The sequence below is a fragment of the Blautia sp. TF10-30 genome (genome assembly GCF_003481245.1).
Lineage (GTDB): Bacteria > Bacillota > Clostridia > Lachnospirales > Lachnospiraceae > Fusicatenibacter > Fusicatenibacter saccharivorans.
The window spans coordinates 44,604-57,674 of sequence record NZ_QUKM01000019.1; the positions used below are offsets into that span (position 1 = coordinate 44,604).

At 47.2% G+C, this 13,071-nt stretch carries 14 protein-coding genes; 3 read left to right on the forward strand and 11 right to left on the reverse strand.

Going from position 1 to position 13,071, the window contains the following annotated elements:
- Positions 1–129: 129 nt before the first annotated feature.
- Positions 130–915 (reverse strand): hypothetical protein, encoded by a 786-nt coding sequence (locus DXD02_RS13990; RefSeq protein WP_118667009.1) that lies wholly within the window; start codon positions 913–915, stop codon positions 130–132.
- Positions 916–1,410: 495 nt separating this feature from the next.
- Positions 1,411–2,109, reverse strand: a complete 699-nt coding sequence (locus DXD02_RS13995; protein WP_022461363.1) for a 5'-methylthioadenosine/adenosylhomocysteine nucleosidase — start codon at positions 2,107–2,109, stop codon at positions 1,411–1,413.
- Positions 2,110–2,413: 304 nt separating this feature from the next.
- Between DXD02_RS13995 and DXD02_RS14000 the strand changes: the two genes are divergently transcribed.
- Positions 2,414–2,656 (forward strand): TIGR03905 family TSCPD domain-containing protein, encoded by a 243-nt coding sequence (locus DXD02_RS14000; RefSeq protein WP_022461364.1) that lies wholly within the window; start codon positions 2,414–2,416, stop codon positions 2,654–2,656.
- Positions 2,657–2,840: 184 nt separating this feature from the next.
- Here the strand turns inward: DXD02_RS14000 and DXD02_RS14005 are convergent, their stop codons facing one another.
- From DXD02_RS14005 to DXD02_RS14010, 3 genes are all read right to left on the reverse strand, one after another.
- The gene (locus DXD02_RS14005) at positions 2,841–4,463 is read right to left on the reverse strand and encodes an MBL fold metallo-hydrolase RNA specificity domain-containing protein (RefSeq protein WP_022461365.1); all 1,623 of its coding nucleotides are present in this window, start codon (positions 4,461–4,463) and stop codon (positions 2,841–2,843) included.
- 663 nt (positions 4,464–5,126) lie between these two features.
- The gene (locus DXD02_RS15330; protein ID WP_119206916.1) at positions 5,127–5,624 is read right to left on the reverse strand and encodes a DUF6147 family protein; all 498 of its coding nucleotides are present in this window, start codon (positions 5,622–5,624) and stop codon (positions 5,127–5,129) included.
- 58 nt (positions 5,625–5,682) lie between these two features.
- The gene (locus DXD02_RS14010) at positions 5,683–6,642 is read right to left on the reverse strand and encodes a DUF4367 domain-containing protein (RefSeq protein WP_118667010.1); all 960 of its coding nucleotides are present in this window, start codon (positions 6,640–6,642) and stop codon (positions 5,683–5,685) included.
- 83 nt (positions 6,643–6,725) lie between these two features.
- Here DXD02_RS14010 and DXD02_RS14015 point away from each other — a divergent pair, with 83 nt between their 5' ends.
- Complete coding sequence (locus DXD02_RS14015; RefSeq protein ID WP_022461936.1) at positions 6,726–7,793, forward strand: undecaprenyldiphospho-muramoylpentapeptide beta-N-acetylglucosaminyltransferase; 1,068 nt, start codon at positions 6,726–6,728, stop codon at positions 7,791–7,793.
- Positions 7,794–7,796: 3 nt separating this feature from the next.
- On the opposite strand, the gene DXD02_RS14020 is transcribed toward DXD02_RS14015, so the two are convergent.
- Positions 7,797–8,348 carry an RNA polymerase sigma factor gene (locus DXD02_RS14020; RefSeq protein WP_055219133.1) on the reverse strand — a complete coding sequence of 184 codons (552 nt, stop codon included), beginning with the start codon at positions 8,346–8,348 and terminating at the stop codon, positions 7,797–7,799.
- 32 nt (positions 8,349–8,380) lie between these two features.
- Positions 8,381–8,797: an HIT family protein gene (locus DXD02_RS14025; RefSeq protein ID WP_172680766.1), complete on the reverse strand. Its 417-nt coding sequence runs from the start codon at positions 8,795–8,797 to the stop codon at positions 8,381–8,383.
- A gap of 203 nt (positions 8,798–9,000) precedes the next feature.
- Here DXD02_RS14025 and DXD02_RS14030 point away from each other — a divergent pair, with 203 nt between their 5' ends.
- The gene (locus DXD02_RS14030) at positions 9,001–9,684 is read left to right on the forward strand and encodes a two-component system sensor histidine kinase NtrB (RefSeq protein WP_055219129.1); all 684 of its coding nucleotides are present in this window, start codon (positions 9,001–9,003) and stop codon (positions 9,682–9,684) included.
- On the opposite strand, the gene DXD02_RS14035 is transcribed toward DXD02_RS14030, so the two are convergent.
- From DXD02_RS14035 to DXD02_RS14050, 4 genes are all read right to left on the reverse strand, one after another.
- The gene (locus DXD02_RS14035; protein ID WP_226906363.1) at positions 9,659–10,333 is read right to left on the reverse strand and encodes a rhomboid family intramembrane serine protease; all 675 of its coding nucleotides are present in this window, start codon (positions 10,331–10,333) and stop codon (positions 9,659–9,661) included. The genes DXD02_RS14030 and DXD02_RS14035 overlap by 26 nt on opposite strands.
- A gap of 307 nt (positions 10,334–10,640) precedes the next feature.
- Positions 10,641–12,134, reverse strand: a complete 1,494-nt coding sequence (locus DXD02_RS14040; RefSeq protein ID WP_118667011.1) for a DUF6382 domain-containing protein — start codon at positions 12,132–12,134, stop codon at positions 10,641–10,643.
- Between the two features lie 16 nt (positions 12,135–12,150).
- Positions 12,151–12,576: a TadE/TadG family type IV pilus assembly protein gene (locus DXD02_RS14045; protein WP_238061911.1), complete on the reverse strand. Its 426-nt coding sequence runs from the start codon at positions 12,574–12,576 to the stop codon at positions 12,151–12,153.
- A gap of 2 nt (positions 12,577–12,578) precedes the next feature.
- Entirely contained in the window at positions 12,579–13,010 is a 432-nt protein-coding gene (locus DXD02_RS14050) for a prepilin peptidase (protein ID WP_022461943.1), read from the reverse strand.
- Positions 13,011–13,071: the final 61 nt, after the last annotated feature.

The window sequence follows — 13,071 nt, forward strand, 5'->3', positions numbered from 1 at the left end:
GCAGTGCCGCCTGTCTGTTTTGAAAGACGGCACTGCCTGAAATATTTTTATCTTAGATACCTGCGGACTGCCGATTCGGAAATATGGTCATGTCGATATGCCATGCTCCCCGGCCTGATCCCCTGGTATTTACACGTATTCGCTGATAATCTCCCTCATCAGCTTCTCTTCCTCTGGCGTCAGCATTCCGGCAAACCTGCTCTCGGCCGCGGCGGTCTGGCGGATGCCCTCCCTGACTTTCGAAATCCTCGCTTCTTTTTCCGGATCTGCGAACAGTTCATTCCTCTCTTTGGCGGACTCGCTTCCCGCAGTCTGCGCTTTTGCTTTCGCCGCTCCGGTTCCTGCCTGTGCCATGGTTTCCGCCTGCACCGGCTGCCGTTCGGTCTGCTGTACGGTTTCCAGCACCGCACTCTGTTTCGTCGCTGCAAACTCATTTTCCAGATAGTCTGTCCAGCCGTTCAGCAGAATTTCCTCTTTTCCGCCGAAATCCAGACAGAGCCGGAAAAAGACAAGGCATCCGGCGAGCGCGATGCCCGTTCCGAGGTAGCGCATCAGCTCCGCCTCTCCATAACGGTATCGGTAGATCGCCCACAGCGAAAGAATCGACAGCGCCAGAACCGTGAGGATCATATTCTGGCTTCCGCGCAGAAGCGTCGGGACTGCCATTCCCGCTGACCTGCCCTGTGCAATCTGGCTGCGCATAAACGCCCCGGCATTCGAAAAGGGATGCGCTTTTCTCTGACACGTTTCCAGCACCGACCTGGTCCATTTCGACTTTGGTTCCTTCAGCCTTCCGAGATCGCGGATGGCCCGGGTGTAGAAACGGTTATTCCAGAACAGGCACCACACACCGGCGATTCCTGCTGCTATCATTGCGTATAAGAACACATTTTGTTTCACACAAAACTCCAGCATTCTTATTCCCCCTGATGATTTTTGAATTTGCCTGTCATGATCATATGCCGGTGCTCCCGTTCCGTTGCGGTGCATCGGCGGATGCCGCGGCAGAATTTGCGCGCACAGGATTCTTCCGCAGGCATATCGGCAGTGGAGACGTGTTACAGTTCCCAGGTACCTGTGAACTGTAACATTCGCAGCCCTCATTGAAAATTTTGCTTCGCAAAAGTAGGGCTGCTCACACCTGAATCACTTTCTTACGCAGCAAAACAGCAAGTGTTTTACTGCTGAGCAATCCGTAGTGAGAATCTTCTTGTTCCGATGTGCCACAGTATAGCACCGCCGGAAAAATTTGGAAACAAAAAACGTTCGTCAAATTCTTTGTGATTCTGTGCTTTTTCGCGTGAATTTTTATTTTTCGTTCCTTCAGGGGACTGCTTTCGTGCCGGTTCGCCTGGTTTCGCTGGTTTTCGCCTGCCCGTTTGTCGATTTTTTCTTCCTGCTTTTTTTAGATTACAGACGTTTTACCATTTCCTGCAGCAGGTTGACACAGTGGCGGGCTGCCTCACTCTCAAAGGTCGGGTAGTCCATCGTTGCGCTGTCGTCTGCTTTGTCGGAGATGGCGCGGAGTACGACGTATGGAATCTTGTTCAGATAAGCGCCCTGCGCAATCGCAGCGCCCTCCATCTCGGCGCAGGAACCGTTGAATTCCTCGATCAGATGGTTTTTCACTTCTTTGCTGGAAATAAACTGGTCACCGCTGACCACGCGTCCGCGGAATACCTGGATTTCCGGATTGACTTCCTTGCAGACTTCCTCTGCCACCTCTGCGAGGTGCTCGTCTGCCGGGAAACTTAAAACACCCATCTGCGGAATCTCGCCGAGCGGGTATCCGAAGATGCGCACATCCATGTCGTGCTGAACAGCATCGGTCGAAATGACGATATCGCCGATGTTGATTTCATTCCGCAGGGAGCCTGCAATTCCGGTGTTGATGACACAGTCCACGCCGTAATCATCTACAAGAATCTGGGTGCAGATACCGGCATTTACTTTGCCGATTCCGCTGCGCACAACAACCACTTCTTTTCCGTTCAGGTAACCGTGGTTGAACTCCATGGATGCTTTCGTGCGGATTGTAACATCCGTCATCATTTCCTTTAAGCTTGCAACTTCAACTTCCATTGCACCGATAATTCCGATTAACTTCATGTTTATGATATCCTCCAATAACTTTACATGTACTCTCCGATTCTTTCTGTTCTTGCTTTTATGAAATCATTTTTGTCAGCGGTCAGCCGCTAAAGTAAGAACGGAAAACTCCGGGAGTCCATTTTCTTTTCCTTCTGGTTTCTTTGTAATTCCTGTTACAGTATACAATAAATTTTGGATCTGTGGTATCTTTTTTCTTTGCTGTTTTCGTAATCTATGATATAATAGCAGGAACCGAAGAATTATCGTGGCTGAAGTTCACGATAATGTTCTAATTTTTTATTCACAAAGGAGGATCTTATCGATGGAATATACAACAAAAGGTACCTGTTCCAGAAAAATTCTGTTTGAGGTAGAAGACGGTAAAGTACACAACGTACAGTTCGTAGGCGGATGCAACGGAAACACACAGGGTGTTGCAAGACTCGTTGAGGGCATGGACGTAAACGAAGCCATCTCCCGCATGAAAGGCATCGACTGCAACGGACGCGGAACATCATGTCCAGACCAGCTTGCAAAAGCGCTGGAACAGGCTATCCAGAAATAACTTTTTTTACGCTTGCTCTTTTTTATTATAATAACTCCCCGGGGAATGCTCACCCCGGGGAGTTTGTAATTTATCCACTTCTGTTTTTTCTTTTCTGATGCAGCACAGCTTCCCTGCCGCCTGCTTTCTTCCGGTTTTTCTTCTATATTAATAGCACAGTCTTTCTTCCAGCCACCGGACTGCTTTATCTGTCCCATTTGTCGCAGAGACTGTTGATCTGATCGGCAAATTTCGAAAGGTCTTTGTTAGCACCGCCTTTGTTTCTTGTAATGACGGTGAGCAGCCGCTGACCAGCCGCAACGAGACGATCGAAGACGGCATTTCCGCTGCTTCTCGTGCGCAGTGTTCCTGCGTTTGCCGTTGTTTCCTTCTGGATCGGAATGCCAACGGTTTTTTCGATGAATTCATTTTCTTTCAGGTCAAATACCGTGCCGGAGAACGGAGCCATCGCCGGGTAGCGGAATTCGTCCCACAGTTTTTCTGCAAAAATTTCCGTCACTTTATCTTCGCCGTGCGTTACGAAAACGCGGTCCGGTTTTGCCTGCAGACTGCCCGCCCATTTGAGCAGTCCTTCCTGATCTGCGTGGCCGCTCATGCCCGGAAACTGGATGATGTGCGCGTTCACATGAACCTCTTCCTGGAACAGTTTCACCTCCTTCGCGCCTCCGATCAGCGCCCGTCCCAGTGTACCGACGGCCTGATAGCCGACGAAGAGAACCGTGCTCTCCTGCCGCCAGAGGTTGTGCTTCAGATGATGCTTGATTCGGCCTGCATCGCACATGCCGCTTGCGGATATGATGACCTTCGGGGTTTCGTTGAAGTTGATGGCTTTCGACTCATCGGATGTAATCGAGAGCTTTAAGCCCGGAAACAGAATCGGATTAATGCCCTGCGCAAGGAGCGCAGCCGCATCGGAATCGTAGCACTCTTTCTGATGATCGCGGAAAATATTGGTTGCCTCAACGGCAAGCGGACTGTCCACGTAAACCGGGAATTCGCCGTGGCCGTGAACCAGATGTTCTGCCTTAATTTCACGAATAAAGTACAGCATCTCCTGCGTTCTTCCAACAGCAAACGACGGGATCACGAGGTTGCCGCCGCGGTCGAGCGTTTCCTGAATGATTTTTGCCAGCTCCGGTACATAATCCGGTTTCGGACCGTGGCTCCGGTCACCGTAGGTGGATTCCATAATCACGTAATCAGCGCTCTCCGGGTACTCCGGGTCGTTGATCAGCGGCTGATGGATATTTCCGATATCGCCGGAGAAGAGCAGTTTTTTCGTCACACCGTCCTCTGTCAGCCACAGCTCAATGGATGCGGAACCGAGCAGATGACCGGCATCGAGGAAACGGATCTGAATGCCGTCCGATAGTGTCACACGCTGATGATACGGAATGCCCTCCAGCAAGCGGATCACGCCGAGGGCGTCCTCCATTGTGTATGGTGTGACGTAATCTTCTTTTCCCGCCCGGCGGTTCTTGCGGTTCCGCCACTCGGCCTCGGCAAGCTGAATGTGTGCGCTGTCCCGGAGCATGATGTCCGAAAGCGCTACCGTCGCCGGAGTCATATAGATTGGGCCGCGGAAGCCGTGCGCATACAACAGCGGCAGATTTCCGGTGTGATCGATGTGCGCGTGCGTGATCAATACAAAATCAAGCTGGGATGCCGGGACCGGAATCGGCTTGTTTTCATAAATATTCGGTCCCTGCTCCATACCGCAGTCCACTAAAAACTTCTTTCCGGCAGCCTCCAGATAATAACAACTGCCCGTCACTTCATGTGTTGCTCCAAGAAATGTAAGACGCATAAGATGCCTCCTGTTCTCCCGTTTTGTTCGGGGACAAAATGTTGTCACTGCGGGTCAAATCACGCGTTATGCGTTTGGCCCGTTATCGCGGCAGTCGTCAAGTTCTCATGCCAGCATGGTCTTTGACGCGTTGTCCGCGAAAATAATCTGAAATTCCTTTTGTATTTTATGCTTATTCTCTCTTTTTTGATTATTATAGCATAATATCTGGCAGATTCCAACGGAATTTTAAGGCAGATTGCACAACAATCTTGATATTTTTGTTCAATTATGGGCATCGGCCGCCGGAAGTGCATAGAAAAGAGGCACCGGTATTCCTGCAGTAATACCGATGCCTCACTTATCGGGGCCAGCCGATGTTCCGTATGATCACTCACACGCTGAACATAGTAACACATGATGACTCAGATCTGTGTTGTGGTTGGAAAAAGGAATTTCGACGCGTTGAAAATCCTGAAAGATCTGCGTTTTCGTCTTAATATATTCATTGTTATAAGGTTTCTATAGGGGACTGGCCCCGCTTTTTTTCTTAGGGGTGAGGGAGCGTGGTGGAACTACTGGGTTAAAAATTGTTTCCGTTTATTTACGCTTCCTCTCTTGCGCTTATATAATAACACTTTATTTGCTCGTATTTTAATGGTTATTGGTTATATAAATATTTTGTTAACCGATATAAATACCATTTGTTGAACTTCCACCATTTTCAGTGACACCATTCTTAGTGCAGGAATGATATCCACGTAAACGGTAATAATATCCCTTTTCAACTTTAATTTCTTTACCCATATATAAAGAATTCGTATTATAATCTACACACTGCCATTTTTGATAACTATAAAAATCTTCTGGTCCACTTGAACGTTCTAAATATACATTTAATTTTACTGTGTTGCAACTAACATTGCATTGTGTTCCGCCAGAAATTCCAATATAACCATTTCCATTATTTGTAATCCTTACAAATCCTTGATGCAAATAAGTACTTCTTGCTACGCTCTGGTAATTTCCAATTGATTCTGTTTCATTTGTTAACTCTGATCCATCGATTACACGTCCTAAATAGTCCAATGCCCCCGCTTGTGCATTCACTGTATTTAATGACATCGTTACAACGAGCATAGCGCAAAAGAGTAAGCTTTTCAAATTAATAACCTTTTTCATACTTCCTCTTTCCCCTCGTCCTCATCTACATAATAAATACGTTTAATTTCTCAAATAATTACAGATTATACTGCATTTCATTTAAAATTTTTATCAATTCTTCCTTCTCTATCTGTCCACTTAATTGATAATATGCATCTTTATATTTCCAAGTCGCATAATAATTTTCTTCATTATTTTCAGAAATTGTTCCCATTTCTACTTCTATCACATCATCAAGAGTTTCTACTTGAACCTTTTCCTTGTCTTTCCAACTTCCATATGATAAATCATTTTCATTCGATGATAATTGAAAATATACTATATGTTCATTATATTGATATTCTATTAGTGCTATCTGTGTTTCTGCTATTATTGTAAAATCATAATATTCCATTCCTTTTGGAACATAATAAAATTCTGGAACTGGTAGATGTAACGTATCTCGTATTTGTTTTTGAGCTTCGTCCAAGTTTCCTCCTGTATACTTTCTCTTCTCTCCATTATCTACCCATGTAGCATCTCCAGCATTCCGAACTCCATTAATCGTCTCCGCCAGCCGAATCCGATTCGCCTCGCTCGTCATACTAGCTCCAAACACGCAAGCTCCCACAACCAACACAACACCAGCCGCCTTTGCCGTCCGTACCCAGTGTTTTGTTGTTTTCGCTCTCTTCGCAATCTTCTTCTGTCTCTCCGCCTGCTTTTCGCGTTCTGCCTTTCTCTCCACGATCTGGCGGCGGATCTCCAGTGTTTTTTCTGTCGGGTTGCCTTCCGCGTCCGCGAGTCCTTCCTTCTGGAGTTGCTGCTGGAAGCGCTCGTACATTGCGTTCAGTTCTTCCTCTGAAAGTGCAGGCGCAGCCTCCGGCTCCTGTTCTGTTGCTGTGTTTCCTTCCTCTGCCTTTACAACTGCCGATTCCCCTTCCACCGTTTTCGAATCCGCAGCCATTTTTTCTTCCATCGTCTGCTCCAGTTTCTTTTTCAGCTGTTCTTCTTTTTCTATCTTTTTCATCTTCTTCCGTTCCTCGGCATTTTCCATGTTGTAACCGCTCTTGACTTTTTTTCTTCTTGAGGGGATAATAAAAGCCAAATGATATTATCAAATTCCAGGGAGGAATTCTCATGAAGCATATTGTTCTGACAGGCGGAGGTACCGCCGGCCATGTTACCCCGAATATTGCCCTGATTCCAAAATTAAAGGAAGCAGGTTATAAAATCTCTTATATCGGTTCCTACGACGGTATGGAGCGCAAGCTGATCGAAGATCTCGGCATTCCGTATTACGGAATTTCATCCGGAAAGCTGCGCCGCTACTTCGATCCGAAAAACTTTTCCGATCCATTCCGCGTCGTAAAAGGCTACTTTGAAGCAAAAAAACTGCTCAAAAAGCTGAAACCAAACGTTGTCTTCTCCAAAGGCGGCTTCGTTTCGGTACCGGTTGTCCTTGCCGCCAAAGCATGTAAAGTCCCGGCGCTCATCCATGAATCGGATATGACGCCTGGCCTGGCAAATAAGCTGTGTATTCCGTCCGCTGCAAAGGTCTGCTGTAATTTCCCGGAAACCGTTAAATGTCTCCCGGAAAACAAAGCCGTTCTGACCGGAACGCCAATCCGCCAGGAACTGCTGTCCGGCGATGCACGGGAAGGCCTGAAGTTCTGCGGATTCAATGCCGCAAAACCGGTTATTCTCGTCATCGGAGGAAGCCTCGGTTCCGTCGCTGTCAATAATGCGGTCCGTTCTATTTTACCAGAACTTCTGAAAGATTTCCAGGTGATTCATCTCTGCGGTAAAGATAAACTGGATGCATCCTTAAATGGTACCGAAGGTTACGTTCAGTTCGAGTACATCAAAGATGAGCTCCCGGATCTCTTCGCCGCAGCAGATCTGATCATCTCCCGCGCCGGCGCAAATGCGATCTGCGAAATCAGTGCTCTGGCAAAACCAAACATTCTGATTCCGCTTTCTGCCAATGCCAGCCGCGGAGACCAGATTTTAAATGCGCGTTCCTTTGAGCGTCAGGGTTACAGTAAAGTTCTGGAAGAAGAATCCGTGAATGCGCAGACTCTTCAGTCCGCAATCCGTGAGGTTTACGAAAACCGTCAGACCTACATCAATGCGATGAAGAAGAGCAGCCACACCGATTCCATCGGCCGCATCCTTTCCCTGATCCAGGAATGCGAACGCAAATAGTAACTACAGAAATCCCCTTTCTCTGGCTTTGTCAGCAAAGTGCTGGCAAAGCCATTTTTTCGTCCGGGTCATTTTCACCCGCAGATTTCCTATGGTGATACCCATTTCGGATGCTACTTCCTTTTCCGAACGCTCATGCACCTTGATTTCACGCGTAATATAATAACCCGATTCATCATGATCTTTCAGTGCATCCATCACTTCCCGAAAAAAATGATTTCTCTCCTGCTTTTCTTCCTCTGCAAGCGTCGGAAGTTCCATCTCTTCCGCCCGAAGATCCTCATCCAGTTCGTTCCAGTCAAAACGTTGTGCTTTTCTTTGATAATCAATTCCCAGATTCTTTGCAGCGACACGGACCCAGCCTTCTACTCTGTCTTCATCCAGCGCATCAATATTCAGGTACAGTTTCACCATCGTTTCCTGTGCGATATCATCCGCATCGGCTTCATTGTGCACCACCTGCATTGCGGCTGAATAGGCTGTCATTACATACTTTTTATATATTTCTGAAAAGTTATTTTTGTCCATTGTTCTCCGCCCCTGTTCGTCTGTCATTGATTCTTTTTCTGGCTGCTGCCAGCCTTTTCTCAGGCCTTCAGCTCTGCCGTCACGCTCTCAATGATCTGCTCTTTTACCGCATCCTCGAGAGTTCCCTGCTTCCATGCAGCAATACCGGCATTGTCACCTTCATATCTTGGAATCAGATGCATATGGAAGTGGAATACCGTCTGTCCTGCTGCCTCACCATTGTTCTGTACCAGATTGAAGCCATCAGAATGAAGCGCTTTCGTCATGGCCGTCGCCATTTTTTTGCCGAGAATCATTGCTTTCGCTGCGGTTTCATCCGGAATTTCATAAATGTTTGCAAAATGCTGTTTTGGAAGAATCAGCGCATGTCCTTTCGTTGCCGGTCCCTGATCCAGAATGACACGGAACTCATCGTCCTCATACAATGTCGCGGTTGGAATTTCTCCGTTTGCTAATTTACAAAAAATACAATCCATGATCTTTTTCTCCTTTACTTTTTTTAATTCTTCTGTTGTTCCGAATCCCGTTCTGCACGGTTCCGAACAACTCTATTTTCTCACTATTTGTCGAAAAATGTCAAATAATGCAGAACGCTTTTTGTTGCGCGCTCCCCCTTTTCAATGCTAAACTTTTGCCTAATCAAAAATCATTACCTACGCATCATAAGGAGGATACGGCTATGTCAAAAGAACCAACAACCAATTCACAGGGCTTATCGGAAGAATGTCACGCTATGATTTCCCGGATTTCACATGAGGTTCGAAATCCTGTTGCGGTTATCCACAGCTTTCATCAGCTTCTTCTTTTAGCGCATCCGGAGCTTTCCAACGATCTCTATTTTCAGAAAATCCAGGAAAATATGGCTTTTCTGAACTCCCTGCTCGATGAGCTCTCCTGCTATAATCATTCATATCGGGCGGTACGCGCTTACGTGAATCCTTATCTTCTGCTCCAGAATCTCTGTGCCGATACCGGCGTTCTCCTCGAAAAACAACAGGTTTCCATTGAACTTGTCAAGGAATCTGCCATTCCGCGCTTTGCCCTTGATACCACGCAATTTCGTCAGCTTTTTCTGAACCTGATCCGAAATGCGGCGGAAGCAATGCCTTCCGGCGGAACGATCAAAATCTCTCTCTGTTTCGACGGTGACTTTCTGACCATCCGTGTGCAGGACACTGGCTGCGGAATCCCCGCCGAGGATCTGCCGACTCTCTTTGACCTTTTTGTCACACATAAGAAAAACGGAACCGGACTTGGACTTGCCATCTGCAAGGAAATTGTAACCGCACACGACGGCACGATTTCCGTTTCTTCCGTTCCCGGGGAAGGAAGCACCTTTACGGTCGTTTTCCCCTTTTCCTGATCCTTGCCATTCCCGGATAGAGAACCGCCATCAGGACTGCACCTGCCAGAAAACCGCCGATGTGTGCGAAGTTGTCCACATTTGAAGACTGGAATCCGACCAGCAGCGAAAGGACAGCCATGACGGCCATCCTCCGGAAGGTGAGATCCTCCAGCCTTCCTTTCCGAAATGCCAGAAGAACAAGCATCGCTCCGACAGCAGAAAAAATCGCTCCCGAAGCGCCGGCGGAAACTGCCGGTGCTTCCCCTGTTTTCATCAGGGACAGTTCATGCAGATACGAGCACAGATTTCCGACGAGTCCGCCGCCCAGATAGATGACCAGATAACGGATCTTTCCAACTGCGCGTTCCAGGTAATCCCCAAGGAACAAAAGAAGCAGCATGTTGTTGATCAGATGCTGGATGCCAAAGTGAAGAAACATACTCGTAAACAGGCGATAGTATTCTCCGCTCTCAATCAGCGGCGCATACGCCGCACCGCAGTCCATCATATGTCTGGAGCTCTCTGTCCCTCCGGTCAGTGTGACTGCAAGGAATACCAGAATATTGCATACGACGATGACCAGATTGATGCTGTTTTTTGACCTCTTCCACATACGGTCCACGATATCTTCGTTCGGATCGTAACTGTTTTTCCTTTGTTCTTCCATTACATCATTTCCTTATCTGTGCTATTTTTTTATTATAATTTAATTCACTTGTAAATGCAAGAAATCGTCAAATTTTTTTCTTTTTTGATAAACGTTTTTCGACAATTATTGACGCTTCACGACGGCTTTCGACGTTTTATGACATTATTTTTTACATTATTTCTTTTTTTAATTTTATGCATAATTTTCTTTTCTATAATATTTTTGTTTCATTCGCATAACTTTTTTCTTTGATCATTCTGCCATATTAAAAATAACGCATCCAGCGCTTTCTCCAAATCGAAAAAGTGTAATGCGTCATTTTTCTCTAATTTCTGTTTTTCTCTCCCGCCTTATACCGGTATTTCTTCCCGGCAAATGAGATATCGTCTCCATCCTCCAGCTTCTTTTTTGTCTCGCCCATCAATGGAACGCCATTCACCGTTGTTCCGTTCCGCGAATTCAGATCCAGCAGATAATCTCCCTCTTCTGTACTGACCAGCTTTGCGTGAAGGCGGCTTACCGTACGGTATGGCAGAATTACATCTGCCGCCGCTGACAGTTTTCCAATCAATGTGCTTCCGCGTTCAATCGGAATCAGCGGAAGATCAATCGGATCTATCGGAATCAGATATGCCCTTCCCTCATCCTCCGGGCTGGTCAGCAGTTCCGTTTTTCCAAACAGATCCTCTTCATGCCCCTCCAATTCCATCAGGCTGTGCATCTTTCTGTTTTCCTGTTCTTCATTCTTTTCCCATGTTTTCTCTTTTTCGACTGAGGAATCCCTTTTCCATCCCTGCTGTTCTGTATCGCTTTTCGGATTCCATGTTCCATCTTTCTGTTTTAAGCCCTTCCGATTCTGATATTCCGAAAATACATCTCCTGTTTCTCCTTGTTTCCGGATTCCTGCGGCCTTCCCATAGCTTCCTGTTTCTGTTCCCGACTGCCGCTTTTTCCATCGGCTGGCAAGTTCCAATGCCAGACTTACAATTCCCACAACAGCCGCCGCTCCTCCCAGCACCAGATACCAAACAGTTTCGGCCTGTGTCCACCGCAGTGCCAGCACACCTCCCAGAAATCCGATGCAGATCACTGCTTCCACAATATTTTTCCAGCGTCCCTCATCCTTTTCTTCCTCCGCTTCCACAAAAAAATTTTCCGCCGCTTCCACTTCTTGTTCTTCCCAAAGTGTTTCCTCCATCTGTACAGGCGGATTTTCTTCCCTGGGACGCTCTTTTCCCTCCTGCTCCGTCGTTTCTTTCTTCTCTTTCCCTGTCTGATATAAGAGTGCCTGAATCATCTCAACCGAAAAGATCTCCGCCGAAATCTCCCGATACAGTCCATACCCGAGTACCACCGCATCCTGCTCCTGGTGATCCAGCTTCGGCAGCAGATATTCCATCAGCTCCCGGATCTGCTTCTGAAAACAGCCTGTGTGTCCCTGCTTTCCCGGCAGATAACAGAAGGAAAAGTTCTCCAGATTTGCATCTGCAAAAACCAGCTCCGGCTGCAGAACGAGGCCGTCCGGTGCAAGCAGGTACTGCCCCAGTTCTTCGAGAAGATCCAGCAGCTGTTCAAACAGTTTCCGCAGCGCCTCCGCCCCAATCGAGCGCTGTTCAAACACACTCTGAAGCGACTGCCTTGATGTCACCTCATAGTAAAACAGTGTTTTATCATCCATTTTCCCGATTTTGCAGTCCAAAAGCCCTGGGATTGCGTTTGTCAGCAGCATACGAATCTGATACGACGCCGTGTCCGGCTCTTTTTCCTCCTGTAAAATAACATACGTATGGTTCAAATCTCTTTTATAATCAATCTGCATTTCTCCGCTTCCGTCCTTACTTCTGGTTCCAGATCTGTTTTACTGCCCGTATCTTCCGGATCGTTTTCACCGGATTGTTTCTCCTGCTTTCACTCAAAACCGAATATTCCCACGCGTTCCGGCTCCAGATTGGCAGAATGTTTCCTTCTGCTTTTATCTGAATCTCTTTTTCTCTGCACACCGTCTGTACAGTCACCGGTTCAGCCGGAAGCGGTATCTGGGAAATCCACCATTCCATCCGGCTTTGGGCGGCTGCCTCTCCTTTTTCCACAGACAGGCGGCCTTCACTGGCGGCAAGCATTGTGCTTTCATATGCCGCAAATGTATACCAGCTCCGTGCGTGCACAAAAAATGTCAGCGACAGCAGAAGAAAAATCACCATCAGAACAAGCGGCACGACCAGAACTGCCTCTACCGTAATACTTGCTTTTCTCATTTTCACTTTCAAAGCATTCCGCACCTCCCCACAAATCCAAGCAGCAGAAACGGCACCAGCGGTATGGAATCCTGTTTCCGTATTTTCTTCCGCATCAGAAGGACTCCGCAGAGTACCGAACAAAGAATGAGTCCCAGCGTCAGAACGCCGAATGTCTGCCCAAATCCCAGCCAGATTCCAACCGTCAGAAGCAGAAGGCCGTCCCCGTATCCCACCTGTTCCCGTGATATATAACTGAGCGTCAGAAATCCCGCTCCCGGCAGCAGGGACAGCAGCCATTCCAGCCACGATGTCTGTTCCACCAGAATCTGCCATCCAATGCCTGCAAGGAATAAAACACCGGTCAGGACAAGGCTGATCTGCCGTTTCCTCACATCCATTCCGGCAAGAATCCCCAGATACAGCAATATAATTGCACTCTTTACTTCTTCCTGATACACAGCCGCGGCCTGCCACTCAAAATGTGATTAAATATACTTATCACATCGAGATAATGTAAGT

Excerpts from the sequence above, each read along its gene's own strand:
- DXD02_RS13990 (WP_118667009.1), bottom strand. The coding sequence starts at position 915 with ATGCTGGAGTTTTGTGTGAAACAAAATGTGTTCTTATACGCAATGATA.
- DXD02_RS14040 (WP_118667011.1), bottom strand. The coding sequence starts at position 12,134 with ATGCAGATTGATTATAAAAGAGATTTGAACCATACGTATGTTATTTTA.
- DXD02_RS14005 (WP_022461365.1), bottom strand. The coding sequence starts at position 4,463 with ATGCGTCTTACATTTCTTGGAGCAACACATGAAGTGACGGGCAGTTGT.
- DXD02_RS14030 (WP_055219129.1), top strand. The coding sequence starts at position 9,001 with ATGTCAAAAGAACCAACAACCAATTCACAGGGCTTATCGGAAGAATGT.
- DXD02_RS14015 (WP_022461936.1), top strand. The coding sequence starts at position 6,726 with ATGAAGCATATTGTTCTGACAGGCGGAGGTACCGCCGGCCATGTTACC.
- DXD02_RS14000 (WP_022461364.1), top strand. The coding sequence starts at position 2,414 with ATGGAATATACAACAAAAGGTACCTGTTCCAGAAAAATTCTGTTTGAG.
- DXD02_RS15330 (WP_119206916.1), bottom strand. The coding sequence starts at position 5,624 with ATGAAAAAGGTTATTAATTTGAAAAGCTTACTCTTTTGCGCTATGCTC.
- DXD02_RS14020 (WP_055219133.1), bottom strand. The coding sequence starts at position 8,348 with ATGACAGACGAACAGGGGCGGAGAACAATGGACAAAAATAACTTTTCA.
- DXD02_RS13995 (WP_022461363.1), bottom strand. The coding sequence starts at position 2,109 with ATGAAGTTAATCGGAATTATCGGTGCAATGGAAGTTGAAGTTGCAAGC.
- DXD02_RS14035 (WP_226906363.1), bottom strand. The coding sequence starts at position 10,333 with ATGGAAGAACAAAGGAAAAACAGTTACGATCCGAACGAAGATATCGTG.
- DXD02_RS14025 (WP_172680766.1), bottom strand. The coding sequence starts at position 8,797 with ATGGATTGTATTTTTTGTAAATTAGCAAACGGAGAAATTCCAACCGCG.
- DXD02_RS14010 (WP_118667010.1), bottom strand. The coding sequence starts at position 6,642 with ATGGAAAATGCCGAGGAACGGAAGAAGATGAAAAAGATAGAAAAAGAA.